General features: G+C 38.3%; 23 protein-coding genes and 2 pseudogenes. 16 read left to right on the top strand and 9 right to left on the bottom strand.

Annotated features, from left to right (window positions below; genetic code table 11):
- Positions 1-2: 2 nt before the first annotated feature.
- Positions 3-1,109 (bottom strand): muconate/chloromuconate family cycloisomerase, encoded by a 1,107-nt coding sequence (locus tag ASF86_RS05855; RefSeq protein WP_056480400.1) that lies wholly within the window; start codon positions 1,107-1,109, stop codon positions 3-5.
- A gap of 100 nt (positions 1,110-1,209) precedes the next feature.
- Between ASF86_RS05855 and ASF86_RS05850 the strand changes: the two genes are divergently transcribed.
- The 3 genes from ASF86_RS05850 (at position 1,210) to ASF86_RS05840 (ending at position 8,389) form a co-directional block, all read left to right on the top strand.
- Entirely contained in the window at positions 1,210-2,124 is a 915-nt protein-coding gene (locus tag ASF86_RS05850) for a LysR family transcriptional regulator (protein WP_056480397.1), read from the top strand.
- Positions 2,125-2,204: 80 nt separating this feature from the next.
- Positions 2,205-2,999, top strand: a complete 795-nt coding sequence (locus tag ASF86_RS05845; RefSeq protein WP_003651948.1) for a TorF family putative porin — start codon at positions 2,205-2,207, stop codon at positions 2,997-2,999.
- A gap of 233 nt (positions 3,000-3,232) precedes the next feature.
- A complete protein-coding gene (locus ASF86_RS05840; RefSeq protein WP_056480394.1) occupies positions 3,233-8,389 on the top strand; it encodes a DUF4011 domain-containing protein in 5,157 nt (1,718 codons plus the stop codon).
- 62 nt (positions 8,390-8,451) lie between these two features.
- Here the strand turns inward: ASF86_RS05840 and ASF86_RS20240 are convergent.
- Positions 8,452-8,577, bottom strand: a pseudogene (locus ASF86_RS20240) (acetoacetate decarboxylase); the annotation flags it as partial.
- A gap of 242 nt (positions 8,578-8,819) precedes the next feature.
- On the opposite strand from ASF86_RS20240, the gene ASF86_RS05835 reads away from it, so the two are divergent.
- Together ASF86_RS05835 and ASF86_RS05830 are read left to right on the top strand one after the other, a co-directional pair.
- Positions 8,820-9,650, top strand: a complete 831-nt coding sequence (locus ASF86_RS05835; protein WP_017389886.1) for an alpha/beta fold hydrolase — start codon at positions 8,820-8,822, stop codon at positions 9,648-9,650.
- Between the two features lie 152 nt (positions 9,651-9,802).
- Positions 9,803-10,495: a type 1 glutamine amidotransferase domain-containing protein gene (locus ASF86_RS05830; protein ID WP_056480391.1), complete on the top strand. Its 693-nt coding sequence runs from the start codon at positions 9,803-9,805 to the stop codon at positions 10,493-10,495.
- A gap of 86 nt (positions 10,496-10,581) precedes the next feature.
- Here the strand turns inward: ASF86_RS05830 and ASF86_RS05825 are convergent, their stop codons facing one another.
- Together ASF86_RS05825 and ASF86_RS05820 are read right to left on the bottom strand one after the other, a co-directional pair.
- Positions 10,582-11,787, bottom strand: coding sequence for an NAD(P)/FAD-dependent oxidoreductase (locus ASF86_RS05825; RefSeq protein WP_056480388.1), 1,206 nt, complete (start codon positions 11,785-11,787; stop codon positions 10,582-10,584).
- A 156-nt stretch (positions 11,788-11,943) separates the two neighbouring features.
- Positions 11,944-12,492, bottom strand: a complete 549-nt coding sequence (locus ASF86_RS05820) for an RrF2 family transcriptional regulator (RefSeq protein ID WP_056480385.1) — start codon at positions 12,490-12,492, stop codon at positions 11,944-11,946.
- Positions 12,493-12,886: 394 nt separating this feature from the next.
- Here ASF86_RS05820 and ASF86_RS05815 point away from each other — a divergent pair, with 394 nt between their 5' ends.
- Entirely contained in the window at positions 12,887-13,255 is a 369-nt protein-coding gene (locus tag ASF86_RS05815) for a hypothetical protein (RefSeq protein WP_081407639.1), read from the top strand.
- 57 nt (positions 13,256-13,312) lie between these two features.
- Here the strand turns inward: ASF86_RS05815 and ASF86_RS05810 are convergent, their stop codons facing one another.
- On the bottom strand, positions 13,313-14,332 hold the full coding sequence (locus tag ASF86_RS05810) for an MBL fold metallo-hydrolase (RefSeq protein WP_045431627.1): 1,020 nt from the start codon (positions 14,330-14,332) through the stop codon (positions 13,313-13,315).
- A 139-nt stretch (positions 14,333-14,471) separates the two neighbouring features.
- Complete coding sequence (locus ASF86_RS05805; protein WP_005040257.1) at positions 14,472-15,041, bottom strand: TetR/AcrR family transcriptional regulator; 570 nt, start codon at positions 15,039-15,041, stop codon at positions 14,472-14,474.
- A 700-nt stretch (positions 15,042-15,741) separates the two neighbouring features.
- Between ASF86_RS05805 and ASF86_RS05800 the strand changes: the two genes are divergently transcribed.
- The 3 genes and pseudogenes from ASF86_RS05800 to ASF86_RS19090 all read left to right on the top strand — a co-directional run.
- Complete coding sequence (locus ASF86_RS05800; RefSeq protein WP_056480379.1) at positions 15,742-16,296, top strand: TetR/AcrR family transcriptional regulator; 555 nt, start codon at positions 15,742-15,744, stop codon at positions 16,294-16,296.
- A 227-nt stretch (positions 16,297-16,523) separates the two neighbouring features.
- Positions 16,524-16,733, top strand: a complete 210-nt coding sequence (locus ASF86_RS05795; RefSeq protein WP_056481764.1) for a hypothetical protein — start codon at positions 16,524-16,526, stop codon at positions 16,731-16,733.
- 76 nt (positions 16,734-16,809) lie between these two features.
- A pseudogene (locus ASF86_RS19090) lies at positions 16,810-16,956 on the top strand (NAD(P)-dependent oxidoreductase); the annotation flags it as partial.
- A gap of 84 nt (positions 16,957-17,040) precedes the next feature.
- Here ASF86_RS19090 and ASF86_RS05790 read toward each other — a convergent pair.
- Together ASF86_RS05790 and ASF86_RS05785 are read right to left on the bottom strand one after the other, a co-directional pair.
- A complete protein-coding gene (locus ASF86_RS05790; RefSeq protein ID WP_056480375.1) occupies positions 17,041-18,045 on the bottom strand; it encodes an NADP-dependent oxidoreductase in 1,005 nt (334 codons plus the stop codon).
- A 55-nt stretch (positions 18,046-18,100) separates the two neighbouring features.
- Positions 18,101-18,904 carry an oxidoreductase gene (locus tag ASF86_RS05785; protein ID WP_056480373.1) on the bottom strand — a complete coding sequence of 268 codons (804 nt, stop codon included), beginning with the start codon at positions 18,902-18,904 and terminating at the stop codon, positions 18,101-18,103.
- Between the two features lie 236 nt (positions 18,905-19,140).
- Here ASF86_RS05785 and ASF86_RS05780 point away from each other — a divergent pair, with 236 nt between their 5' ends.
- From ASF86_RS05780 to ASF86_RS05765, 4 genes are read left to right on the top strand one after another with little or no spacing between them, the layout of a single operon-like run.
- Positions 19,141-20,154 (top strand): alpha/beta fold hydrolase, encoded by a 1,014-nt coding sequence (locus tag ASF86_RS05780; protein WP_056480371.1) that lies wholly within the window; start codon positions 19,141-19,143, stop codon positions 20,152-20,154.
- A 24-nt stretch (positions 20,155-20,178) separates the two neighbouring features.
- Positions 20,179-21,042, top strand: a complete 864-nt coding sequence (locus ASF86_RS05775; RefSeq protein WP_005040291.1) for an alpha/beta fold hydrolase — start codon at positions 20,179-20,181, stop codon at positions 21,040-21,042.
- A gap of 47 nt (positions 21,043-21,089) precedes the next feature.
- Positions 21,090-21,476 carry a hypothetical protein gene (locus ASF86_RS05770; protein ID WP_004642957.1) on the top strand — a complete coding sequence of 129 codons (387 nt, stop codon included), beginning with the start codon at positions 21,090-21,092 and terminating at the stop codon, positions 21,474-21,476.
- Between the two features lie 8 nt (positions 21,477-21,484).
- Positions 21,485-22,735 (top strand): NADH:flavin oxidoreductase/NADH oxidase family protein, encoded by a 1,251-nt coding sequence (locus tag ASF86_RS05765; RefSeq protein ID WP_056480368.1) that lies wholly within the window; start codon positions 21,485-21,487, stop codon positions 22,733-22,735.
- A 14-nt stretch (positions 22,736-22,749) separates the two neighbouring features.
- On the opposite strand, the gene ASF86_RS05760 is transcribed toward ASF86_RS05765, so the two are convergent.
- Positions 22,750-23,796, bottom strand: a complete 1,047-nt coding sequence (locus ASF86_RS05760; protein WP_228253392.1) for a helix-turn-helix domain-containing protein — start codon at positions 23,794-23,796, stop codon at positions 22,750-22,752.
- A gap of 176 nt (positions 23,797-23,972) precedes the next feature.
- On the opposite strand from ASF86_RS05760, the gene ASF86_RS05755 reads away from it, so the two are divergent.
- From ASF86_RS05755 to ASF86_RS05745, 3 genes are read left to right on the top strand one after another with little or no spacing between them, the layout of a single operon-like run.
- Entirely contained in the window at positions 23,973-24,779 is an 807-nt protein-coding gene (locus ASF86_RS05755; RefSeq protein WP_005040297.1) for an SDR family NAD(P)-dependent oxidoreductase, read from the top strand.
- Between the two features lie 49 nt (positions 24,780-24,828).
- Complete coding sequence (locus ASF86_RS05750; RefSeq protein WP_005040298.1) at positions 24,829-25,125, top strand: YciI family protein; 297 nt, start codon at positions 24,829-24,831, stop codon at positions 25,123-25,125.
- Between the two features lie 27 nt (positions 25,126-25,152).
- Positions 25,153-25,863, top strand: a complete 711-nt coding sequence (locus tag ASF86_RS05745) for an SDR family oxidoreductase (RefSeq protein ID WP_056480365.1) — start codon at positions 25,153-25,155, stop codon at positions 25,861-25,863.
- Positions 25,864-25,908 lie beyond the last annotated feature (45 nt).

Raw genomic sequence — 25,908 nt, 5'->3', positions numbered from 1 at the left:
CCTTAACGACGTAACTTCTCAACTTTATCTTCATCAATTTCAATGCCTAAACCCGGAGCTGTTGGCAAGTGCAATTCAAAGTTTTCGTAACGTAGTGGTTCCTTCAAAATTTCTTCGGTAAGTAATAACGGACCAAATAATTCAGTACCAAACGCTAATGTTTCAAAGGTTGCAAATGCATGAGCAGAAGCAATGCTACCTACAGGGCCTTCAAGCATAGTGCCGCCATAAAGATCGATTCCAGCCAAACCTGCAACCTTGGCCACTTCACATGCTTCGATCAGACCACCAGATTGTTCAATTTTTACCGCAAATACGTCAGCCCCATGGCTTTTTGCAATACGGTATGCGCTGTCTGGCCCAGTTAAAGCTTCATCCGCCATGATTGCCACATCAAAACGATGTGTTAAACGAGCAAGTGCTTCAGTATTTTGAATAGCACAGGGCTGTTCAATTAAATCAATTCCGCCATCTTGCAGCTGTTGAATACCTTGAATACATTCCAGCTCTGACCATGCACGATTTACATCGACACGTACACTAATATCTGCGCCTAGTGCTTTTTTAATTGCAATCACATGATCAACATCGTGTTGCAAAGGGCGTGCACCGATTTTGAGTTTGAACGTGTTATGACGTTTCAACTCAATCATTTTTCGAGCTTCAGTAATATCTTTTTCTGTGTCGCCAGACGCGAGCGTCCAAAGTACAGGTAAACTATTACGCAGACGGCCACCTAAAACTTCACTTAACGGCACGCCTAAACGTTTTGCCTGAATATCAAGTAGAGCGGTCTGAATGGCACATTTCGCGAAACGGTTACCATTAATATTTTTACGAATCAGTTTTAGTGTTTGAGCCACATTTAAATCTTTAACTGATGCGAGTAATGGTGCAAAGTAAGTATCAATATTGGCTTTGACACTTTCAGGACTTTCTTCACCATAGTTCAGTCCACCAATGGTGGTCGCTTCACCCCAACCTACAATACCATCCGTGGTCGTAATTTTAACGAGCACCAAAGTCTGAGTACGCATTGTAGTCACAGACAGCTGGTGAGGACGGATAGTTGGAATATCCACAAGTATGGTTTCTATGGTTCTATACATGAAGTTTCAACTATTACGAACTTGTTTACATACCATAGAAGAATGTAATAGCCTAAAATAGATATAGAACGGTATTTTAAGATACTAAAAAGGTATATTAATGGAATTAAGACATCTACGTTATTTTGTTACCGTTGTTGAAGAACAAAGTCTGACTAAAGCCGCAGAAAAGCTTTTTATTGCCCAGCCACCTTTAACACGTCAAATCAAAAAACTAGAGGAAGAGTTAGGGATTGATTTGTTTGTGAAGGGCTCTCGTCCATTAAAAGCGACAGAAGCAGGCCTGTTTTTTTACCAACATGCTGTGCAGATTTTAACGCATACTGCTCAAGCGGCTTCTATGGCTAAAAAAATGAAGTTGGTCGATAACATTGTCAAAGTGGGCTATGTCAGCTCACTTCTTTACGGACGCTTACCACAGGTCATTTATCTATTTAGGCAGAAAAATCCAGATATCCATGTTGAACTGATTGAATGTGGAACACGAGATCAGGTCGAGGCTTTAAAGTTAGGAAAAATCGATTTAGGTTTTGGTCGATTACCCATTAGTGATCCTGCCATTAAGAGACTTTTACTCAGAAAAGAAAAATTAAAACTCGCGATTCATAAAAAGCATCCATTAAGTGAATTTCAAGATTCAGGAATTTACTTATCTCAAATCATTAATGAGACGATTTTTTCTTACCCAACGACACCTAAGCCAAATTTTTCGACTACCATTCAAGCTTTATTTACCAAGTTGGGTTTAATTCCAGCCAAACTCACCGAAGTCCGAGAAATTCATATGGCATTGGGATTAGTGGCATCAGGTGAGGGTATTTGTATTATTCCGGAAAGTGCCTGTGACATTGGAATGAAGAATCTAACTTACTTAAATATCTTAGACTTAGAAGCTTATAGTCCGATTTCTCTATCTATGCGCAACATGGATCAAAGTTCGTATATTCCTAAAATTTTAGATTGTATTGAAGAGATCTATAGCGAAGAACAAGTGTCTAGAAATTTGAATTTATAATTTTTAATACGATTAAGATAGAATTTTCATGTTATTTTAAAACTTTAAACCTATAGGTAATATGTAAAAGGAATTATTGAATGAGAAAAATTTTAGGACTAGCTTCTCTCATTATGTCTACTGGTGTTGTACATGCTGAACAATTAAATGAACAAGAACAAATTTCTCCATACAGTGCAAATGTAACTTTCGCAAGTCAATATATATCACGTGGTTTCCAACAAACATGGGGTAAGCCAGCTTTACAGATTGGTTTAGATTATGCAAATCCAAATGGATTATTTGTGGGTACTTGGGCATCGAATGTGAGTTCTAACTATCTTAGAGATGCTTCGGTTGAGTGGGATTTTTATGCAGGTTATATAAAAACTTTCGATAAGTTTTCGGCTGGCATGACAGTTTTTTATTACTACTATCCAGGAGCTGAAAGCACGCCTGAAACGGGTAGTACTAGTTATAACTATGGCGAAATTGTGCCTCAAATTGGTTATGGACCTTTAACGCTTAAATACTTTATTACTTACACGCCAGATTATGCGGGTTATAACTCAAATACGATGGGCGGCCCTGAGGGTAAACGTTCAAGAGGAACAACATATCTGGATTTAACTTTTACACAGCCAATAAATGACACTTGGACTTTTGGTGCCCATTATGGCTATGAAAGAATTAAAAATTTCTCGGAAGCTAATTTCCAAGATATGAAAGTCGAGCTTATTAAGGATTTAGGCGCTGGCTGGAATACGGGGGTGGCCTATACCAAAGCTTGGGATAGAAATGGGTTCTATAAGAAGTATAGTAATGGTGAACCGGATGCACCTATTTCAAATCCGATTGACTCAACATTTACAGTGTCTGTAAAAAAAGTTTTTTAAGTTAAACTTATCAATAGTGGTCTGATTAACTACGCTTGAAAGGTATCTGTAAACTTTCAAACGTAGTTAAAAACAATCTCCTGTAAGACTAAGAATTTACTTTTCTCAGCCAAGAAAGATTTAATATTGCTGTTTGTTTAATTTTAAAATAAGACATAAATCATTTAATATTGTACCTTTAGTTTTTAAGCACATCTTTAATTAGATCTAATAAAATTGATAAGGGGTAAATAATGTCAGAAGTTGACAATAAACAAAAAACTAATTCTGAATATTCATTACAAGTTGATTGTGCTTCAGCTTTGAGTTTCGTTTTACAACAAAATTCAGTGCCCCTAATCCGACAAGTTCTAATATCTTCTACTGAAACAATTTCTGACTCTCGAATTATTATTCGTTCTAATCCTGAATATTTCAAAGAACATACCATCCATATTTCAAGCTTAGAAAGTGATCAAGTCTTAGCTCTAGATAAACCAAAATTAGCTTTTGATATTCAAATGTTACAAGAGCTACCTGAAAATATGAAAGGGAGTATTGAAGTACTCTGGTTGAATGAAAAAGAAGAAGTGCTGGCAGAACAGCGGTTAGAAATAGATGTATTAACTATTGATACTTGGGGTGGAGAACGTCAGCCAATTGAGTTGTTGGCGAGTTTTTCACAACCTAATTCTTCAGCACTCAGTCCAATTTTAGTTAAAGCGAGTGAGATCTTAAAAACAAAACAACTCGGTTCATTAAGTGGATATTTAGAACGAGATCGGGATTCTGTTCTATCTCAGTTGAATGCACTATGGGATTCTTTGTTACCACACGATATTCATTACATTGTGAGTCCAGCAAGTTTTGTTAAATCGGGACAACGAATACGTTTAGCAAAACAGATTTTTGAAGAAAAACTGGCGTGCTGTTTAGATACTACAATGTTGTTAAGTGCCTTGGCTGAACAAATTGGTCTTGATACGTTAATCATTATTGAAGAAGGACATGCCTATCTAGGTGTTTGGTTAACTGAAACCCCAAATGTTGATTTAATTATTGATGATATTCAGGCATTAAGAAAACGTTATGATTTGGGGGAGATCGTTTTTATAGAAACGACTCTACTTACACAACAAGCAAAATTTGCTTCCGCGCTTGAAACGGCAAAACAATATATTAAGGATGAATCTCGTCAGAATAAATTTTATCTTGCAATTGATGTTCGTCAGTCTCGATTGCGTGGTATTAAACCCATTTCTGCACATCTGGAAAAGAAGAATCACCTAGATGAAACAGAGATTGAATGGGCATCTGCATCTATTCCTAATTACGATGTTGACCGTCCTGTTGAAAGTAAAACTACAAGGGTTGATCGTTGGTTACGTCGATTATTAGATTTAAGTCTTCGTAATAAACTCTTAAATTTTAAAGATAACCGTTACAGTATTCCTTTACAGTGCTCTGAGTTAACACTAAGCAAACTTGAAGATGCGCTTGCAAATCAGGAAGGTTTCTTATTTAAGAGTATTGATAGTATTTCGCTAAAAGATGTCCAACGTGAAAATGAAAGCCAACATATTTATCAGTATGTTGATGAAAGCCTTTCTAGAAAATTATTATTTAGTCCTTTAGATACACCCTTATTAGAAAAGCGCCTGATTGAAGTCTATCGGGCTTCGCGTACTGCTTTAGAGGAAGGCGGAGCTAATACATTATTTCTTGCGGTTGGTTTTCTTGAGTGGAAAGAGTCAGAACGCTCGAAACGTACTTTTAAAGCCCCATTACTACTTATTCCTGTACAGATTACGCGTGAGACGGCTAAAACAGGCTATCGTCTATTTATGTACGATGATGAACCACGTTTTAACTCCACTCTATTACAACTATTAAGACAAGACTTTGAACTTGATATTGTTGGCTTGAATCCATTACCAACTGATGACTCCGGTGTAGATGTCAATCAGGTTTTACATATTGTACGAAAGGCGATTGTAAATATACCGGGATGGGAAGTAAAAGCTGAGGCTGCTATTGGTCAATTCTCATTCTCTAAATATTTAATGTGGCTTGATTTGTCTTCACGGATGGATGAACTGAAAAATCAAGCAGTAGTAAATCATCTAATTGAATCCCCAAGGGAACCTTTTATTAAACAAGATGAATTCCCTCAACCTGCTCAATTAGACCAACAATATAAGCCACAACAATTATTTACACCTTTATCGTCTGACTCTTCGCAGTTAGCTGCAGTCATGTCCGCAGCATTAGGACGTACCTTTGTGTTGTCAGGTCCTCCTGGTACAGGTAAGTCACAGACCATTACCAATATGATCTCTCAATGTTTGGCGGATGGTAAATCCGTGTTATTCGTATCTGAAAAAATGGCTGCTTTAGAAGTTGTTTATCGCCGTTTGACACAAATTGGCTTAAGTGAATTGTGTTTGCAGTTACACTCATCAAAATCTCAAAAAATGGAAGTACTGGATCAACTGAGAGAAAGAGCACAGAAAAATAATGATCCTTACTTTTTAAGTGCTCAACCTAAAACAACAGAATGGCAGAAACTTTCAGATAGATTAATTCAAACACGAGATGAGCTGAATCAACATGTAAAAAATCTCCATACATCACACCCTATTGGCTGGAGTTTGTATGCCGCAATGAGTGATGAACTTCGTTATCGGGCTACACCGCATTTACGTTTTCCTGATATCAATATTGCGACGTTAACTGCAGAAAAACGTGAGCTACTGAGTGAGAGCGTGACACAAGCTGTAAGTTTACGTCAGCTCGTCAATGAAAATGTTAAAGATGTATTGAATGGTTTTGCGGAAGGTTTGTCTGAGCCGATTTGGAGCCTAGCATGGCAAGAACAATATCAAATATTGCAAGATCAACTTGTAGATCGGATACAGCGTTTGCAAAGTTCAGTTTCTATTTGGCAAGAAGTCTATGGATTTGGTGAAAAGCAAAATCTGAGTCAGGTTAAACATGATGTCTCTATTTTTACGGCATTATCCGATCTTGTTCAGCAAACTGATTTAAAATTATTAAGTGTTATTAAAGATTTAGATTTAAACACGATTATACAAGCGAAGCAGTTAGTCCAAGATTTAAAACAGCAGCGTTCTTCGTTAGCTGGACAATACCAATCTCAAGTTTATCAAGCAGATTTAAATCAAATTGCCTTTAAATGGCGTGAAGCAGAATCAAAAATTTTCCCATTCTCATGGTTCGCTAAATTCCAACTGAGAAACTTAGTCAAAACTTATCAAAACTCAACTCAACGTCCTACAGCTTTGGCAGTTGCTCATGACTTGCCAATATTGCAACATATCCAAAGTCAACAACGACAATTCACTGAATGTGAAAATCAGTTGGCAAGTAAATTGGGTTCTTACTGGCAGGGTGAAGATAGTGCATGGCAAAGTTTTGAAACTATTCACAATCAGTGGCAAGAAATTAAGCAAATCGTTGCATCAACAATTACAGATCAAGCAACTTTATTAAAAGCTGTAGAGTTTAGTAAAAATAATAGTTTGGATGAAATAAAACAAAATATAGCTCAGGTGGAAAATACATTCAGTCAATTGTTGAATGATCATGGACTGAAAGGCGATATCCAACTTACTCCATATCTAGATATTAATTTTAATGAAATTATTGAAAGACAAAAGCAATTACAGCAACACAGTTCATCTTGGAGACATTGGTTAAATTGGCAAGCTATAAAGAGCCAGTTGATTAAACAAGGATTAAAACCCTTCGCCTTTGAACTTTTAAATACCCGATTGGAACTGGATGCTGCTTTAAAAAGCTTGAATATTAATTTAGCAAGACACTGGATTACTCATCAATTTAGTCAACATCCAGAATTAAATCAATTCAATAGCCAGCAACATGAACAGAAAATCCAGACTTTTGCACAGCAGGATAGAGAACACCAGCTTGCTGCGAGCCATGAGATTATTCATCGTTGGAATGCTATTTTTAGTGAACAAGATAAATATAAGGCACAGTGGACTGTTCTAAATAAAGAATTGGGCAAGAAACGTCGTCATATTCCTGTACGTGAATTAATGCGCCAGATTCCTGACGTACTAGTGGGGCTAAAGCCATGCTTATTAATGAGTCCGTTATCAGTCGCTCAATATCTGGATACTGAAGCAAAATTTGATGTGGTGATTTTCGATGAAGCATCACAGATTCCAGTATGGGATGCGATTGGTGCATTAGCGAGAGGTAAGCAGTCAATTGTGGTGGGTGATAATAAACAAATGCCACCAACAAGCTTCTTTGGTAAAGGAGATTCTGAAGAAGAGGTTGATGAAGAAGTCACTGAAGATTTAGAAAGTATTCTGGATGAATGTCTTGCTGCTCAGTTACCTGAATTGGCTTTGAACTGGCATTATCGTAGTCGTTATGAAAGTCTTATTCAGTTTAGTAACCAGAAATACTACAAAGGTGGTTTATTTACTTTCCCTGCACCTGTTGCTAAGGATACCGCTGTAAAACTTCATATGGTTGAGGGTGTTTACGATAAAGGGGATACGCGTACCAATACGAATGAAGCTAAAGCAATTGTTGAATTTATTATTCAGCATTTACAGTCACAGGTAGGACAAGAGAATCCTTTGACCCTAGGTGTTGTGACTTTCAATATGACGCAGCAAAAGTTGATTGAAGATTTGTTGGATAATGAGCTAGCAAATCATCCTGAGTTAGAGACACTCAGTAAATCAGGCATTGAACCTTTATTCGTTAAGAATTTAGAAAATGTGCAAGGAGATGAACGCGATATTATCGTTTTCTCCATTACCTATGCAAAAGATCAAGATGGTCGTTTATCAATGAATTTTGGTGCGCTTAACCGCCAAGGGGGGCAGCGCCGTCTAAATGTAGCAATTACTCGCGCCCGTCAAGGTTTACATGTTTTCTCTGCCTTGAGTCCAGAAGAAATTAATTTGGCACGCACCAATAGTGAGGGCGTAAGAGATTTAAAAGACTTCCTAGTTTTTGCTCGCAGTGGTCAGTTGCATTTAAATTATGTTGATCAAAGTAAAAAGCAGACTAAAAAAGAGTTCGTACAGTACCTACAAACTAAGCTACAAGAACAAGGTTGGAGTGTGGATGTTGGAATAGGACAGGGTGATAGCTGTGTAGATTTAGCTATTAAGGATGATCTGAATTCGGGTAGTTATATTGCAGGTGTTATTGTAGATGGTGAAAACTATGCTAAAGCTGCTACTGCACGAGATCGAGATCAACTTAGACCAACGGTTTTAAATGGATTAGGTTGGGAAGTTTTATCGGTTTGGACAGTCGATTGGTGGTTAGATCCAAATCAAAACTTAACTGAATTGATAAAAATATTAGAAGAGATAAAAGCGAATCAAAATGTTGCTTAAATTATCTAGGAACAGATAGGGGTTGGCCTTATCTGTTCCTAGTCTTATTGAATAACGAATTACTAAATTTTAACTGGTAGATTTAATACTACTGAGCATCTTCAACGACATCTAGTCGAGGCACCTAATTCATTTAGCAACTTTGTTAAAGGTCCATCGTTTTTTAGTTGAACTTTTTTAGAAACTAAAAGGTTAAAGCTAACTTGAAATTCAAGGCTTTAATTTTGGTATGTAAAATCTTTGAAATTAAAAAGAAATAAAATAAAAACAATTAAAGATTAAAAAGATACAAAGTTAATTAGAGTCTTCATATAAATTTTATTTTAAAAGACAATTAATATGATTGGCCTTAAAGTTAACTTTAAGCTTGATATAAATATTCAAACCTTAATAACGAACCTATAAGCAGATTTTCAGCAGGAGAACAAAGATGGGATATGTAACCACAAAAGATGGCGTAGACATTTTCTATAAAGATTGGGGACCACAAGATGCCCAAGTTTTATTTTTTCATCACGGTTGGCCTTTAAGTTCAGATGATTGGGACACACAACTACTTTTCTTTTTGGGACAAGGTTATCGTGTTGTAGCTCATGATAGACGGGGACATGGTCGTTCGAGTCAGGTGTGGGATGGTCATGATATGGACCACTATGCAGACGATGTTGCAGAGGTGGTTAAACATCTCAACATTAAAAAAGCAATTCATATTGGTCACTCAACAGGCGGCGGCGAAGTGGTTCACTATATCGCTCGTCATGGCGAAGAAAATGTTGCAAAAGCTGTGCTTGTCAGCGCAGTACCACCATTGATGGTTCAAACTGAAAATAATCCCGAAGGTTTACCAAAAGACGTATTTGATGGCTTACAAAAACAGGTTTTGAATAACCGTGCACAATTTTACCGAGACCTTCCATCTGGGCCGTTCTATGGTTTTAACCGACCTGATGCGAAACCATCTGATGGGATAATTGCCAACTGGTGGCGTCAAGGAATGATGGGGGGAGCAAAAGCGCATTACGATGGGATTGTGGCGTTCTCGCAGACTGACTTTACCGAAGATTTAAAGAAAATCACGATTCCTGTTTTAGTATTGCATGGTGATGATGACCAAGTTGTGCCTTATAAAACTTCTGGGGTGAAATCGGCAGAATTGCTTCAAAATAGCCAATTAAAAATCTACCCAGGTTTTTCTCATGGCATGTTAACCGTGAATCATGAAATTATTAATGCCGATTTATTAGCCTTTATCCGTGAATAATTAAAAATAAAAACATCCGATTGTGAAAAGAGGCATGCTGAATGCCTCTTTTTTTAGTTCATAACTTTACTAAGCACACACTTTCAGTAACAGGTTTCTATGCTTTGATAAATCAATGAACAGAATTATAAATATCAAAATGAGGTGAAAAGATGTCTAAACGCATATTACATGTCGTGACCAATGTTTCACGTTATAAAGATGTAGATGAACCCACAGGTCTATGGTTAGGTGAACTTACCCACGCCTATGATGAGTTTGAAAAACAAGGATATATTCAGGATATTGTGAGTCCGAATGGCGGAAAAACACCTATTGAACCAAAGTCACTGGGTGCGTTGGTTGCTGATAAATCGGTAAAAGCGAGAGAAGATGATCAGGCATTTATGACCTTGCTTGCCAACACCCATAAACCGTCAGATATTCATTGGGAAGATTATGACGTGATCTATTACACGGGTGGTCATGGGGTAATGTGGGATTTTCTCGATAACCCTGAACTTCAAGAAATCACCAAAAATATTTATGAAAAAGGCGGTATTGTTTCAAGTGTTTGTCATGGGTACTGTGGCTTACTTAATGTAAGGCTTTCCAATGGTAAACGGCTTATAGAAGGGAAGAAGTTAACTGGCTTTGCATGGAGTGAAGAAATTTTGGCAGGGGTAGCAAAAAAGGTGCCTTACAATGCCGAAGAGTTAGCAAAAGAGTATGGCGCAGACTATGAAAAGGCTTTAATTCCATTTGCACCACATGTGGTTCAAGACGGAAATTTAATTACAGGCCAAAATCCATTTTCTGCTAAAAAAACTGCTTTAGAAATTATAGAAGCTTTAGAAAAGACGTAGGTTTTATATATTAAAAATAATCCCCAAAAGAGAAGTCAGTTATGACTTACAACTTTTGGGGATTAGTCTATTTTGAAAAGCTAACTTTAAGGAACAATAACAAAATCAGGATTTGCTATCGCAAATACAGCATCGCGGTCTGCCGCAGGTGGATAAATCCAGACAGTATTAATTTCCTGCTTAATTTTTTTGGCTTCTTCACGAATAAATTGAACCTGACGGTCCCAACCTTCGCTATAAAGAGCACCCCAAGGGCCTAAATCAACACAAGTCACATACTTCGGTTGACTATATGCATGTAACGGTAAATCAACCAATTCTGCCGCAGCATTGTAACCCGCCACACGGCCTAGGCTCATGGCATGTTGGCAAGACATCACGTTAAAATTACCTAAATTATCGGTTGGAACTTTTACAGTATCTCCCGTCACAAAAACATTTTTTGCTTCAGGTGCATGTAAATAAGCATCCCCAATCAAACGGCCTAAATTGTCTTTTTCACCAGCAATTTGAGAGGTGAGCGAGTTAGCACGCATGCCCGCAGTCCAGATCACGGTTTGTGTTTCAATTTTTTCGCCATTAGAAAGTGTTACCCCTGATGCATCGAGTGCCGTAACTCGTAGGCCAGCTTTACCTTCCACACCTAGCTCGCTAAGAGCTTCTCGAATAACTGTAGCAGCTTGGTCTCCCATTGCCGCACCAATTTCTGTAGATGAGTCTACTAAAACTACACGCACATCAGTTTCACCTAAAATACTACGCAGACGTTCAGGCATTTCAGTGACAGTTTCTAGCCCAGTTAAACCACCACCTGCAACGACCACAGTATTACGTGCTGCATTTGCAGGTCTATTGGCTAAGTTTTTAAGATGTTGATCTAGTTTTTCGGCATCTTCTAGAGTACTTACGCTAAAGCCATATTCTGTAAGGCCCGGTATAGGAGGCATAAACGTGGTACTTCCAGTTGCCAGAATAAAACGGTCATAGCTTAAGGTTTGTTTATTGCCATCGGTAGTTGAAACTTCGATGCTCTGTTGGTCGACATCAATTTGATTTACCCAACCTGCTAGATATTTAACCCCAACCACACCTAGTAACTCCGAAATATCAGGGTTCATGTTTTCTAGTACAGCTTCATAAAGACGAGGGCGAATACCAACATTCGGGCTAGGGGAAACCATTACTACTTCAATGTTTTGTTCTTGCGAAGCTAGGTGAATTGCTCTTTGTGCAGCAAGTGCAGCCCATAAACCAGCAAAGCCAGAACCAGCAATAATAATACGCTTACTCATTTGATTATCCTTTTGATCGATTTTTCGGACAACAAATTCCAGCTCATCACAAATTTAGGGTGAGCGAATCCTTTCTCTGATTGTCCGAAAAATCTGAGAAGGCGTTTAAAACGATTAGGGGAGTTTTAGCTTAGGGTTTGAGGCCCTATCAGCTCATTAGTCGGGGGTGTCCCGCGATATTTTATTTTTCCGCATTTTTGCTGTTCTTCCTTCGATGCGTTCATTGATCCAGCCATTTACATCACTAAAAAATACGTCGGGTGCATAACGGCCAAAACGGTCTGCAATATCGCCAAGTGTATGAGCACCTAGCGCATCTCGCATGGCTTTTTCGGCCTGTAACATCACAGCATGCACTGCACACACACCACTGGTTGCCCAATCTGGCGGGGCATTGTTAAAGACCGCACATTTCCCACGGACTTCTTGGCACTCAAAGAGGGGTTTTTCACCTTCGATTGCATTCACGATATCTAAAAAACTGATTTCATGAGCGGATCGAGCGAGTAAATACCCACCACGAACACCTTCTTGAGCAATAACGAGACCTGCCTTTTCAAGTTTAGGAAAAATCTTAGCCATAAAACTAGGAGAGACTCCTTGTAATTCAGCAAGATCCTTACTACTCAAAGGTTTATCTTCATTGTTCACAAGAAAAAGAAGACAGTGAATCGCATACTCGACGCTACTAGTGATATAAGCCATTTAATTTCATAATTGATCAATTACAAACACAGACTAATGTAGTCTGTGTTTTTAGTCAACAATAAAACTAGGACAAAGTTAGTCCTAGTTTTGAATAAGCTCTATTAAAGTGTTAATTATGAATTTATCTATTTGAATAATTTAAGTTTTAATAAATAAAAAAGATTTTAATAATTTATAAAAAATTTATTTAATTCTCTTGAGCGTAGAAATGTTTAATGAGTTGGTTCACAACTTATAAGTAAGATAGAGGAAAGGGGGATAGGCATTTATCATTTATTTATAGAGTCTTTTAAATTATATTTATGTATATTGTTTCAATTAAAATATTGAATAGCTTTATCTGAATAAAAATATTTTTTACATAGCATGATGAATGAATAAGAGAGTTGTTTTGAAAACTGAATTTATTATTAGATGTATTTATGCACTTTGTCTTATCGGTGCAGGGCTCAACCATTTACAAACAGTTCTAATGCACGGTTTGTTTTGGGACTATAACAATGCACCACTATTTACCTGTATTTATTGGACATCTTTAACGTTTTTTGATCCACTTGCAGCAATTCTTCTATTTTATAGACCTCGTATCGGCTTAATTCTAACTTTTCTCATTATATTTAGTGATGTCATTCACAACACTTGGATTACATTAAAAGTAGGGCGAGACTTGCTCAACTATATGTATATTTCCCAATTTTTATTTCTGGTTTTTGTTTTGTGCACAATTAAGTTTCCTTGGAAGGCACATAAGACAAGTTAAAATTTAAAGATTGGAGAGCAAAAGCATTCTTTTACTCTCCAAATAATTTCTTGAAACTTACGAACGCCACCAATAATTTTCGACATTTGGCTCGTTTAGATTGAGTACTTCACCCATTTGTGGTGTGCTAATCGCTAACGCATTTTCTTTAGCTAAACCGACAATACGTTCAAATGGGTCATCCCAAGCATGAAGTGCTAAATCAAAAGTACCGTTGTGCACAGGTAACAAATGACGTCCTTTTAAATCGATATGTGCTTGTAAAGTTTGTTCGGGCTGCATATGTACATCTGGCCATTCGGGGTCATAAGCTCCAGTTTCAAGCATTGTAAGATCGAAGGGCCCATAACGATGTCCGATTTCTTTAAAGCCATCAAAATATCCCGTGTCACCACTAAAAAATACACGTAGATCATTATCAATAATTACCCACGATGCCCATAAAGTTGCATTACTGTCACTCAAGCTTCGGCCCGAGAAATGATGAGCAGGGGTGGCAACCAGTTCTAAACCATCAATATGTGTGGTGTCCCACCAGTCGAGTTGTTGAACTTTTTCTGCTGGAACTCCCCATTTAATCAGAGCGTCACCCACACCAAGCGGTGTTATGAAATGCTCAACTTTGTCTTTAAGTTGCATTACTGCATGGTAGTCCAAGTGGTCATAGTGGTTATGCGACAAAATCACCCCTTTAATTGGTGGTAGTTCGGCAATGCTGATTGGCGGTTGGTGAAAACGTTTTGGCCCAATCCATTGAAAAGGTGATGCACGCTCCGAAAAAACAGGGTCAGTTAGCCAAAACTCATCGCGCAATTTTAACAATATGGTCGAGTGCCCCAGACGAAAGAGAGAGCGGTCAGGTGCACTAAGAAGTTGTTCTTTTGACAAGCTTAAAACTGGAATTTGTTTATTTGGAACTGTGTCTTTCGGTTTGTTAAATAGAAACTTCCACATCAACTGAAGTGACTTACCAAAAGAAGGCTTGTGCTGGTTCGGACGTGTATTTCTAAATTTGCCATCGTGTTGCTGTGACGGCATTAAGGGAGAAGGCAAGTCAGTTGTGTTTGAAATAGTCATCTTGTTTTTCCTTTAGTGGAATAAACCTATATGTGCAAATAAGAACTTTAAGAGTACTTATTAATATCTATATAAATGAGTATTTACTCACTCATTAATTGGTTCAAAAATAAGGACGCCGTAGGTCCTTATCTTTTATTTATATTGAAACTGCATGCCAAAATGCTTCAAAACCCGATTTGCGATAACGCTCGGTTTGAGAAGGGTCTTGGGCAATAAAATTCAGTGTGACTTCCGCAAGTGCCCCCAAAATTGAAGCAATAAATAACGGTGGGTAGTCACGTAGTGTTCCACCATTAATATGTTCTTGAATATTTTGGGTCAGATCGCAAAAGGTTTGCATACCAATTTGTTTGCTTTGCTCGGTAATTTGCTCAGAGGTTGAAAGCTGTGCCATTACTTTGCGTTTGAGTGGAGCTTCTAAACTCCAGTCCAAATAGCTTTGCCAAATATGAGACATTTGTGTTTGCAAATCGGAGTGAGCAGGGTAATTGAGTATCATGACCTGACGTAATTCAGCCTTCAGTGAAAGATAGAGCTGATTAAGCAACTCTTCTTTGCTACTAAAATAGGTAAATAAAGTGCCTTCTGCCACGCCAGCGACTTTAGCAATTTTTGAGGTAGACGCACGTTCGCCAAGCTCTGCCAATGTTTCAATAGCAGCACTTAAAATTGCATTACGTTTATCTTCACTACGAGGACGAGCCATACACAAATATATTAATTGAGTGATTACTCAATCATACATAAAAATAGCTAGAGTGCAAGAAATGTTTTGTAGAGGAGGTTAAATTTACGAACACGCCAATAAGCTCAGAATTTTAAAAAGATTATAGATTTATTTTATATTGTTAAGCTTACATTTAAGGTTTTCCTTAAATATGTAATTAAATGAAAAACAATAATTAATTAAATATTTTCTAGCCAATTTCACATTGACACCTTAAATATTGCAGATTACCATTTGCGGGCTGGCCTACATTGCCAGTCGGTTTTGACGGACCGATATTTGAACCACATCAGGACTATTTCTTCTGAGGAAGAGTCTTGTGTGCACACCTCGTTCCCTCCCGTAGCGGTAGGACGGGAGTGGGTCCGTTCTGCCACCATAATTTTAATGTTTTGGCAGAACTCCCAATAAAAAGGAGTTGGCTTTGCACATTCATTATTTCTTGGCAGCCTTTGCCAAAAGCTATATCGACACAACTTAATCATTTTAAAGCAGTTTGATGGCCTTTAGGCTTGTCGAACTTTAAATCATTACGTCTAAAACTTAGCAACAATAAAATTTGAGATGTGCCAAGCACAGTCTTTATGGCTTTGCTATGCCTTTTTTTACCCTTAAAAGGGTCAAAGCTTTTTATATCTCATTTATATACAACAAAAATTTATTTTATAACGGTAAAACTATGCCACATTCAGATCTTCCATTTCGTGCTTTAAGTGTGCTTCATTCTGCAAGATATCTTTTTAATAAACATGGCTTTCACAATGTCGGGGTAGACCGAATTATTGAAGCAGCAAAAATCCCGAAAGCTACGTTTTATAATTATTTTCACTCAAAAGAACGTCTTATTGAAATGAGTCTGACCTTTCAAAAAGATGGTTTAAAAGAAGAATTACTTTCAATTATTTATGTTCAAAAAGACTTAACGCTAGTTGAAAAACTTAGGAAAATATACTTTTTACATGCCGATTTAGAAGGGCTTTATCATTTGCCGTTTAAAGCTATTTTTGAAATTGCGAAAACACATCCAAAAGCGTATCAGGTCGTAATTGACTATCGAAACTGGTTGATCAAGGAAATTTATAATCTGCTTTTAACAACTAACGCAAATGCTTCAAAACAAGATGCGCACATGTTCTTGTTTGTGATTGATGGCGCGATGATTCAGCTTTTAGACCCGAGTAAACCAGATGAAAGGGAGAGATTGCTTGAGTATTTTTTGTTGGGGTTGGGGTGAAAGAAAAGCATTTTAATCTATGAATCTAAAATAAAATTTGTTTTATCAAGTAGTCAATGTAATTTATATTTTTAGAAAATTTAAATAAATGCATCTTTATTAGTCATATATTTTTATCTTCAATTATAAAATTTACAATGAAAGAAAATGTCACATGAAGTAGGTAGCCTTATAATGATAAGTATGTAAATTTAAAAATGAATCATATTAAAGAATGGACAATTAATATGGCTAATCAAAAAAGTGATCTACACCGGCAACAAGAGAGTGATCAAGATCGCCAAAATAAACTGCAAGAACAACAATTCGAGCAAAACCAACAGGATCAACAACAGCAACAAAAACACCAATACCAACACCACATACCAAATCAACAGCGACAACAAAACGTGAAAGATCAGAAAGATATACAGCGGCAAAAAGATCAGCAAAACTGATAAAACTATCGCAAATGTATAAAAAAACCTCAATATCTCGTTGAGGTTTTTTATACGTATTTAAGGAATATCCTTTACCTATGCCAAATCACTAGAATTGAATTTGCCTATTGCTGTATTGGTCAATCAATTATTTCAAAATATGGTGGGAGCTGGAGACGGCGAGCTTGATCATTCTGGATTAATTCGTGAGTTAGAGAGGATCAATCATTTACCTCTTTGATTTTATAAAGCTACTACGAATGGTCGGGTAATTAAGATCTTTAATGATTTGACCATTCGTAGTGTTTTTTATTTAAATAAATGCTCAAAGTTCAGCAATATTATTTAAAACAACTTTCCCTTTTGCTCGTCCAGTATTTACATATTGGAGCGCTTCTTTAATTTGAATAAAGTCATAGATTTGGTCAACTACGGGTTTAATTTTTCCAGCTTCGACCAATTCGGAAATTTTTGAGAGCTGCTGACCATTTGGCTGCATAAATAGAAATGAATAGGTAGCGCCACGTTTTTTTGCTTTATGTCGGATTGACCAGCTTAGAAGCGGGATAACACATTTTAGAAAACGGTTCAGATTAAATGCTTCTGTAGTAGCTTGATCGGGTGGACCTGCAAGACTGATAAGTCGCCCACCACGTTTAAGTACATTGAGTGATTTCTCTAAGGCTTTTCCACCTTGCGTATCTAAAACCACGTCATAGTCTTTAAGTTCTTGCTCAAAATCTGTCGTTTTATAGTCAACAATGATGTCGGCGCCTAGCTCTCTAACCCAATGAGCATTTTTACCACTTGTTGTAGTTGCAACAATAGCCCCTAAGGATTTAGCAAGTTGAATTGCGATTGAGCCAACACCACCTGAACCTGCATGAATCAGTACTTTTTGTCCGGCCTGAACTTTTGCCATTTCAACCAGAGCTTGCCATGCTGTTAATGTAACTAAAGGTAAAGAGGCCGCCTGCTCCATAGAAAGATTTTGAGGTTTAAGTGCAAGTGAAGACTGTTGAACCACAGTATATTCAGCAAAAGCACCGTTTAAATCTGTCTTGGCATAGACTTCATCCCCGGCTTTAAACTGAGTAACGTTCGATCCAACTTCTACGACTGTACCTGCAAAATCATTGCCTAATATGAAAGGAAACTTCAGTGGCAGAATTGCTTTAAGTTCACCCTCTAAAACTTTTAAGTCGAGAGGGTTAATACTTGCAGCATGAACTTTAACAAGCACAGCGTCTGCTGTCAGTGGTGGTTGAGATTGTTCATTGAGCTGTACGTCATCAATGTTGCCATAACGGCTAATGTAGGCTGCTTTCATTTGAAACCTCTATTTTTCGAAATTATTTTTAAAGTTTTATAGGCTTGGGTTTGTTCTAAACTTTCAAGCTGCGGTGAATTAATTTGTCAAAGATCTTTGCAGGTGCAAATCGTCTTAACGCTTTTAAGCTTTTTGCAGTTTTTCCTGCTGTGTAGCGTGGTACGACCTGTTGGCTTTGAATGACGGTTAAAATTGTATTGGCAACCACACTCGGGTCATCTGACTTATTAATTGAATTAATCATTTGTTTATGTAGCTTTTCACGCGTTTGATCGTAAAAAGAAATTTTATTGTCTGCTTCGAGTAAGTTTACTCCCAAAGACGTATTGGTGTAAGCAGGTTCAATAAGTGACACACGAATGCCTTGTGATCTTAATTCGTGATCTAAAGATTCAGAGTAACCTTCAAGTGCATGTTTTGAAGCAGAGTAAAGTGCGCCAAAAGGCCAAGGTAAAAGCCCAAGAATTGAACTGATATTTAAGATCAATCCTGATTTTTTCTGGCGCATATGTGGAATCACTGCACGAGTCATTCGAACCGCACCAAAAAAGTTGGTATCAAAAATAGCCTGTGCTTGTTGCATTGAGCTTTCTTCGGCACCAGCAGGCGCTATTGCAAACCCAGCATTATTAATTAAGACATCAATTTTTCCTTCAGTTGCTATTACTTTCTCAACGGCTTGGGCAACCGAATCATCTTGATTTACGTCTAACTCAATAAGATGGAATTTGTATTTTGATGAATCTTTTGCTTGTCGGCTTGTGCCATAAACAATAAATCCAGCCTCAGGTAAAAGGTTTGCTGTTGCTAAACCAATACCAGAAGATGCACCTGTAATTAGAACTACTTTGCTGGTCATATCATGTTCCTTACTTAAATTTTGTAGTCAATTAACGAATGAATTTCGACTTGATTTTTTAATCATAATCTAAAAATAAAATAGTTACTACTAAAAAGATAGTGACAATATTTTTTTACATGCGTATAGTGGGTATTAAATCGATACTTACTCTGTTTTTATCTTTTCTCTCTTTGAAAGATCACTCATAAAAACAGATGAATCAGATCAATGAATTAAATTTGAGGATCAGAGAAATGAATTTTTTATTAAATACAGTTGCTATGAGTTTGACGGCGATATCTATTTTTAGTGTTCCCTTAACTCAGGCAGAGACTGTGGAATCACTCTCTTTTAGCACCCCTTTAACTAAGGCGAATGAAGTGTCAAAAAACAGTGTTATCAATCAGCAAGCCGGTCAAAATTCCCAACTAAATACAAATTGGACAAATGTCCCAACTCAATTTATTAGTGCTGGTGGCGTTAACTTCGCTTACCGAGAATATGGTCAACAAAATGGTGGAACGCCTGTCATTTTCTTAAACCATTTAGCTGCTGTACTAGATAACTGGGATCCACGAATTATTGATGGAATTGCGGCAAAACATCATGTTGTTGTGTTTGATAATCGCGGTGTTGGTGCTTCGACTGGTGAACCAGCAAAGTCAATTGAACAAATGGCAGATGATGCGATTACTTTCATTCAAGCAAAAGGCTTTAAGCAGGTTGATTTATTTGGCTTTTCGATGGGCGGCATGATTTCACAAGAGATTGTGCTAAAACAGCCGAATTTGGTTCGAAAAATGATTTTATCGGGAACTGGTCCTGCGGGCGGTACTGGAATTAGTACAGTCGGTCGAGTTTCTAATTGGGATTTAGTTCGTGGAATGGTGACTGGTCAAGACCCTAAGGTTTACCTATTTTTCACTCGTACAGAAAATGGTAAAGCTTCTGCAAAAGCCTTTATTCAACGTATTAATGAACGTACTGAAAACCGTGATAAAGAAATCACTATTTCTGCCTATCGTGCCCAGCTTAAAGCATTAAAAAAATGGGGAAGTAAAAAACCTGCTGACCTTTCTGTGATTCAACAACCTGTTCTTGTTGCCAACGGTGATCATGACCGAATGGTGCCAACAGTAAATACTTATGATTTAGCAAAGCGTTTACCGAATAGTTCACTTGTAATCTATCCAGATGCAGGTCATGGGGGAATATTTCAGTTTAATGAAGATTTTGTAAAACAGTCACTTACATTTTTAGCGAAATAAGAACTTAAATTTAGGACTATGACCATGACAACAATTACACACCAAACAGCCGAGACCCAATTCATTGAAGTAGATGGAGCAAATTTTGCCTATCGTCGATGGGGTAACTCAAATGCAGGGCAACCACCGCTATTTTTTCTTCAGCATTTCCGAGGTGGTTTAGACAATTGGGATCCACTGATTACTGATGGTTTAGCTCAAGGACGTGAAGTCATTTTGTTTAACGGTCGCGGCATTGCTTCATCTACTGGCCAGCCCCGTACTCGCATTGAAGATATGGCAGACGACGCGGCAGCAGTCATTCGTGCATTAGGCTTAAAGCAGGTTGACCTATTAGGCTTTTCACTGGGCGGGTTTCAGGCACAAGATTTAGTACGCCGCCACCCTGAACTCGTCAGAAAACTGATGCTTTTAGGTACGGGACCAAGAGGTGGCAAACCACGTGGAGATGATCCAGAAGTTGCCGCTTTGGTATTGAAGCATGCAACAACTGCTGTGCCTTCTGAAGAAAACTTCCTCTTTTTATTTTTTGGCCGATCTGAAGCTGCTATTCAGGCGGGTCATGAATTTTGGCAACGTCGCCATGAGCGTAAAAACCAAGATCCAGCAAGTTCAGTTGAAGTCATGCAGGCACAAATAGAAGCCAATATGCATTTTTTACCTAAACTTGATGAACAAGATCCTTTTGCACATTTACGTGAGATTAAACAACCTACTTTCATTTTAAATGGTGTCGATGATGTGATGATTCCGACCATCAATGCATATCACATGGCACTTAACATTCCAAACGCTCAGCTATTTATTTATCCCGATGCAGGACATGGTGCCCAATTTCAGTACCCTGAACGCTTTGTAAAACATGCAATCCAGTTTTTAGATGAATAATGCCTATGAGTTCGGTCCATTCAATTTGATGAATTAAGAAGATAAAAATGATGAAATTTAAATTATTGCTGTGGATGCTGACCAAGCTCATGCAGCGTGCTGTAAAAAAGAACCCGAAATGTGCAGCTTATGTGAAAGATAAAAATGTCATCTTTCAGATTCAAACAGCAAGTGGTGAAGGCCGCTATTTCGAAGTAAAAAATGGCAAGATTAACTCTTATTCAGGGCTAACCAAGTCACCAAGTTTTACCTTTACGTTTAAAACGGGTAGCAAGGGCTTCGCCGTGTTGTCAGCGAAAGACAGTGTAAACACTTTTTTAACTGCACTTAAAACACAAGACCTTGTCATTACTGGAAATTTTGTGGATGTGATGTGGTTTCAAAGTTTAGTGGACTTTATTCAACCCCATTCAAAACCCTCTTTAACTGTGTGAGATAAGCCATGACTCATCTGCAATTAAAAACGAATCTTTTGAATCAGCCTTTAACTTTACCGAATGGTGTCATCATTCCAAACCGGTTAGCGAAGGCTGCAACCAGTGAAACTTTAGCCAGCTATTCAAATAATCCAAACGAAAAACATGTTCGGCTATATCAGCGTTGGGCCGCATCAGGGATTGGGATGATCATAACTGGCAACATTATGATTGACCGCAAAGCCTTAGGTGAGGCTGGCAATGTGGTGGTTGAGGATGAGCGTGATTTTGCAATTTTACAGAAATGGGCAAAAACCGTGACCGAACAAGGTTCTCAATTATGGGCACAGTTAAATCATCCGGGAAAACAATCACCGAAAGGATTAAATGTACGTAATATTTCTGCATCGGCAGTGCCATTTGGTGCAGAAATGCAGTCTTTATTTGCAACACCTGATGAAGCAACACACGAAGAGATTTTAGAAATTATTCAGCGTTTTGGTCGTAGTGCTGCGATATGTAAGAAGGCTGGATTTAGTGGAGTTGAGATTCACGCTGCGCATGGTTATCTGATTAACCAGTTTTTGTCACCTTTGCACAATTTAAGAAATGATGAGTGGGGTGGTACACCAGAAAAACGTCGCCGTTTCTTAATGGAAGTTTATGCAGAGATCCGAAAACAAGTCGGTAAAGAGTTTCCTATCGCGATTAAGCTTAACTCGGCAGACTTTCAAAAAGGTGGGTTTACCGAGCAAGACTCGTTAGAAACAATTCAGGCATTAGCGAATGCAGGCATTGACCTGATTGAAATATCGGGTGGTACTTACGAATCTGGTGTAGCCAAAGCTCCACAAAAAGCATCGACAATCGCACGCGAAGCCTTCTTTATTGATTTCGCAGAAAAAGTGAGAACACTTGTTAAAACGCCATTGATGGTAACAGGTGGATTCCGAACTGTAGAAGGTATGGATCAAGCTTTGCAGTCACATGCATGTGATGTCATTGGAATTGCAAGACTTATGGCAATTGAACCTGATGTACCCAAATCTTTACTGGCAGGAAAAAATGGTTTTCAGTCAGTGCAACCCATCAAAACTGGCATCAAAAAAATTGATAGTCTGGGGATTATGGAAGTACTTTGGTATACCCAACAACTCAAACGGATTGGAAAAGGTAAAGAGCCGAAACCTAAGGAAAGTGGGTTATGGGCATTTATTAAATCAGTTTTACTCAGTGGTTGGGGAACCTATGCAACCAAACGTAGCCGAGCAAAATAACCAATTTATTTTTATTAAGATAAATTGCTGCGATGGGCTTGCGGCGTCTTTCCAGTCCAAGCCTGAAACGCTCGGGCAAAAGAGTTTGAGTCCTCAAATCCTAATAGAAAAGATATTTCAGAACTCGACATATCGGTATTGCGTAAATAGTGATATGCAAGAGATTCACGTACATTATTGAGAATTTGCTGGAATGATGTACCTTCATTTTGAAGTTTACGTTGAAGTGTGCGTGTGCTCACTGCCAGCTTTCGACTCACTACCTGCATTGATACTTCTCCAGCCGGAATGGTTTCCAGTAGCGTGCTATGTACTCTTTCTGACATACCGGACTTTTTATCCAAGTCAGCCAATCTCTGGCGCAAAGAAGGTTCAAAGAAAAGCCACATTTTGTGATTTTCAGTCAGAAAGGGCCGCTCCATATCTTCAGTTAAAAAAACTAAAGTCGCTACAGGGCTATTAGTGAGGGACGTACCAAAAAAAGCTTCATAGGCGATCGTAAAATCATCTCTTAAATCTGATGCCGATGGCCAACTAACTCGTAATGGTTTCACAGGGGAGCGGGTTGCCAAACGTACAAGCTGTACAAAAAAAACGAGCTTAAAAATAAGAAATACATCTGGTGGTTGTCTGGTATTGTCCATAAAGCCAATTGAGACAGTAGTGTGCATTACGGTGCGGTTTATCTTGAAGATCATTGGGGCAATGAGTCTGACGTACTTTGCCATTCTTTCAAGAGCACAGCTCATATTGGCACTACACAGAGCAGCAAAAAGCTCAGGATCAAACCAGTCTGATGACATTACTTTTGCTATTTGTAAAGCAGCAGGAATGTCGGCATTAACAGACATGGCCTCGTCTTCAATAGCATTCCAGAGTTTGAAAAAACTTTCAGGATTCAAGCGAACATTTTGGCGAGCAAAAAGGTCGCCAGGAAGTTGCGCACGACGTAAAACTGGCGAGGCTTCAATACCCGCATCTTGCATCAACAGGCGCCAGCCTGGCCAGATTGAATAGTCTTGCATACCGTTGTTTCGATGAATATTTTTTTTGATAGTCATCTATTCATTCTAGAGAGGAGATGACGCCATCTCAATAGCGAAACGCGCCAATTAACCTTCATTTATATTGGCGTATTTAGCGATTATATTGGCGTGCTACGCTAGTGATGGTGACTATAATTGTCGACAAAATACACCCTGAGATTAATGATTTAAAATCTTGAGGTCGGTAAAAAATGAAAAAGACAATTTTGATTACAGGCGCTTCATCTGGTTTTGGACTGATGCTAGCCAACCAACTACATAAGGCGGGATTCAATGTCATTGGTACTAGCCGCCAGCCCGAGCAATATGAGAATAAGGTACCTTTCAAACTATTACGACTCGATATTGATGATGACAGTTCCATTCAGACGTTTATAAAAGAGTTATTTTCTTTTACTGAGCAACTTGATGTACTCGTCAACAACGCAGGATATATGGTTACTGGCATTGCAGAAGAAACCCCAATTGAAGTTGGGCGCGCACAGTTTGAAACTAATTTCTGGGGCACTATTAAAGTTACAAATGCTTTACTACCGTATTTTCGCAAACAGAAGAAAGGCCAAATTATCACAGTCAGCTCAATTGTCGGTTTGATTGGCCCACCTAATCTGTCTTATTACACTGCTTCAAAACATGCGGTTGAAGGTTATTTTAAATCTCTGCGTTTTGAATTAGATCATTTTAATATTAAGGTCAGTATGGTTGAACCAGTGTGGTTCAAAACGAATTTAGGGAACAGCTCAGTTTCAACATTGGAACGTACTATTCCTGACTATGATAGTTATCGCCAACTCGTACAAGCCGCCACACAAAAAGGTATGGATGAGGCGGAAGAGCCAGATGCCGTAGTATCAACTATCACCAAGCTTATTCAAACTAAAGAACCTAAATTCAGTAATCCAGTTGGAAAGATGACGGGCTTAATTCTTTTCTTACAGAGCTATGCTCCCTGCATGTTCGAAAGTTCGATTCTTAAAAGTGTCAAAACTGCCAAATAGATACTTAAATATTTACGCAATTTACTCATTCTTTTTTTAAGGATATGAAATGAAAAATTACTTATGTAAATGGATCCCACCACGTGCGGATTTTCTCGGAACGATGTCTGATGATGAGAAGAAATGGATGGGACAGCATGGCGATTTTTTAAATAAACTTCTCGATCAAGGCGTTATTGTCGCCCATGGTCCCGTTATTAATGATGGGAATGGGTATGGTCTTTCGCTTTATCAGATTGCAGATGAAGAGGATATCGCTAGCTTCACGTCACAAGATCCAATCGTAAAAAATGGTGTCGGTCATTATGAGCACTACGTCATGCTTCATTTGGCTTCACACGTCTAATTTCTTAAATTTATAGAAGATATTATTATGAATATTAAAGGTTCAGTCGCACTTGTTACAGGTGCAAATAGAGGGCTGGGTGCAGCTTTTGTACGTGCATTACTCGCTGCCGGTGCCAGCAAGGTCTATGCGGCAGCGCGCAATCCATCGAGCATAACAATTGAGTTAGGTATAGTACCTGTTCGTTTGGATGTCACCAGTCCAGATGAGGCTGAAGAGTTAGCACGAAAACTGGGCGACGTAAATTTATTAATAAACAATGCAGGTATCGGTGGATCTGGGGCTATTCTTTCTCCTTCATCTATCGATTTACTTCGGGATCAGTTCGAAACAAATGCAGTTGGGCCACTGCGGGTAACTCAGGCATTTGCACCAATTCTGGCTACTCACAATAGCAGCGCTGTAATTAATGTGATCTCAGCGTTAAGCTGGGCTACTTTACCTGGCGTTACAGGTAGTTATAGTGCTTCAAAAGCAGCAGCTTGGGCTTTGAGCAATGCTATGCGACAAGAGTTAAAAGCACAGGGAACAGAGGTTTTGTCGCTGCATGTTGCTTTCATGGACACAGACATGGTTCGTGGATTAGCTGGAAATAAAGCTTCACCTGATGTTATTGCACAAATGACGATAGCTGCTTTAGAGAGAGGCGAATCTGAACTCTTAGCAGATGAGATTACCCAAAACGTGCATGCTGGACTGACAGCCGAAACGCCAGTTTATCTAGGCATGCTTGAGTAAATTAATAATGAATGAATATAACAAGCTCTGATCTGTAAAAAGCAC

The sequence above is a fragment of the Acinetobacter sp. Leaf130 genome, assembly GCF_001423205.1.
In the GTDB taxonomy this organism is placed as follows: Bacteria; Pseudomonadota; Gammaproteobacteria; order Pseudomonadales; family Moraxellaceae; genus Acinetobacter; species Acinetobacter calcoaceticus.
The sequence above is the reverse complement of the archived record's forward strand: the minus strand, read 5'-3'. Positions and strand labels throughout refer to the sequence as shown.

What these genes read in the sequence shown, in the direction of transcription:
- ASF86_RS05855 (WP_056480400.1), bottom strand. Translation starts at nt 1,109, where the DNA reads ATGTATAGAACCATAGAAACCATACTTGTGGATATTCCAACTATCCGT.
- ASF86_RS05850 (WP_056480397.1), top strand. Translation starts at nt 1,210, where the DNA reads ATGGAATTAAGACATCTACGTTATTTTGTTACCGTTGTTGAAGAACAA.
- ASF86_RS05845 (WP_003651948.1), top strand. Translation starts at nt 2,205, where the DNA reads ATGAGAAAAATTTTAGGACTAGCTTCTCTCATTATGTCTACTGGTGTT.
- ASF86_RS05840 (WP_056480394.1), top strand. Translation starts at nt 3,233, where the DNA reads ATGTCAGAAGTTGACAATAAACAAAAAACTAATTCTGAATATTCATTA.
- ASF86_RS05835 (WP_017389886.1), top strand. Translation starts at nt 8,820, where the DNA reads ATGGGATATGTAACCACAAAAGATGGCGTAGACATTTTCTATAAAGAT.
- ASF86_RS05830 (WP_056480391.1), top strand. Translation starts at nt 9,803, where the DNA reads ATGTCTAAACGCATATTACATGTCGTGACCAATGTTTCACGTTATAAA.
- ASF86_RS05825 (WP_056480388.1), bottom strand. Translation starts at nt 11,787, where the DNA reads ATGAGTAAGCGTATTATTATTGCTGGTTCTGGCTTTGCTGGTTTATGG.
- ASF86_RS05820 (WP_056480385.1), bottom strand. Translation starts at nt 12,492, where the DNA reads ATGGCTTATATCACTAGTAGCGTCGAGTATGCGATTCACTGTCTTCTT.
- ASF86_RS05810 (WP_045431627.1), bottom strand. Translation starts at nt 14,332, where the DNA reads ATGACTATTTCAAACACAACTGACTTGCCTTCTCCCTTAATGCCGTCA.
- ASF86_RS05805 (WP_005040257.1), bottom strand. Translation starts at nt 15,041, where the DNA reads ATGGCTCGTCCTCGTAGTGAAGATAAACGTAATGCAATTTTAAGTGCT.
- ASF86_RS05800 (WP_056480379.1), top strand. Translation starts at nt 15,742, where the DNA reads ATGCCACATTCAGATCTTCCATTTCGTGCTTTAAGTGTGCTTCATTCT.
- ASF86_RS05795 (WP_056481764.1), top strand. Translation starts at nt 16,524, where the DNA reads ATGGCTAATCAAAAAAGTGATCTACACCGGCAACAAGAGAGTGATCAA.
- ASF86_RS05790 (WP_056480375.1), bottom strand. Translation starts at nt 18,045, where the DNA reads ATGAAAGCAGCCTACATTAGCCGTTATGGCAACATTGATGACGTACAG.
- ASF86_RS05785 (WP_056480373.1), bottom strand. Translation starts at nt 18,904, where the DNA reads ATGACCAGCAAAGTAGTTCTAATTACAGGTGCATCTTCTGGTATTGGT.
- ASF86_RS05780 (WP_056480371.1), top strand. Translation starts at nt 19,141, where the DNA reads ATGAATTTTTTATTAAATACAGTTGCTATGAGTTTGACGGCGATATCT.
- ASF86_RS05775 (WP_005040291.1), top strand. Translation starts at nt 20,179, where the DNA reads ATGACAACAATTACACACCAAACAGCCGAGACCCAATTCATTGAAGTA.
- ASF86_RS05770 (WP_004642957.1), top strand. Translation starts at nt 21,090, where the DNA reads ATGATGAAATTTAAATTATTGCTGTGGATGCTGACCAAGCTCATGCAG.
- ASF86_RS05765 (WP_056480368.1), top strand. Translation starts at nt 21,485, where the DNA reads ATGACTCATCTGCAATTAAAAACGAATCTTTTGAATCAGCCTTTAACT.
- ASF86_RS05760 (WP_228253392.1), bottom strand. Translation starts at nt 23,796, where the DNA reads ATGACTATCAAAAAAAATATTCATCGAAACAACGGTATGCAAGACTAT.
- ASF86_RS05755 (WP_005040297.1), top strand. Translation starts at nt 23,973, where the DNA reads ATGAAAAAGACAATTTTGATTACAGGCGCTTCATCTGGTTTTGGACTG.
- ASF86_RS05750 (WP_005040298.1), top strand. Translation starts at nt 24,829, where the DNA reads ATGAAAAATTACTTATGTAAATGGATCCCACCACGTGCGGATTTTCTC.
- ASF86_RS05745 (WP_056480365.1), top strand. Translation starts at nt 25,153, where the DNA reads ATGAATATTAAAGGTTCAGTCGCACTTGTTACAGGTGCAAATAGAGGG.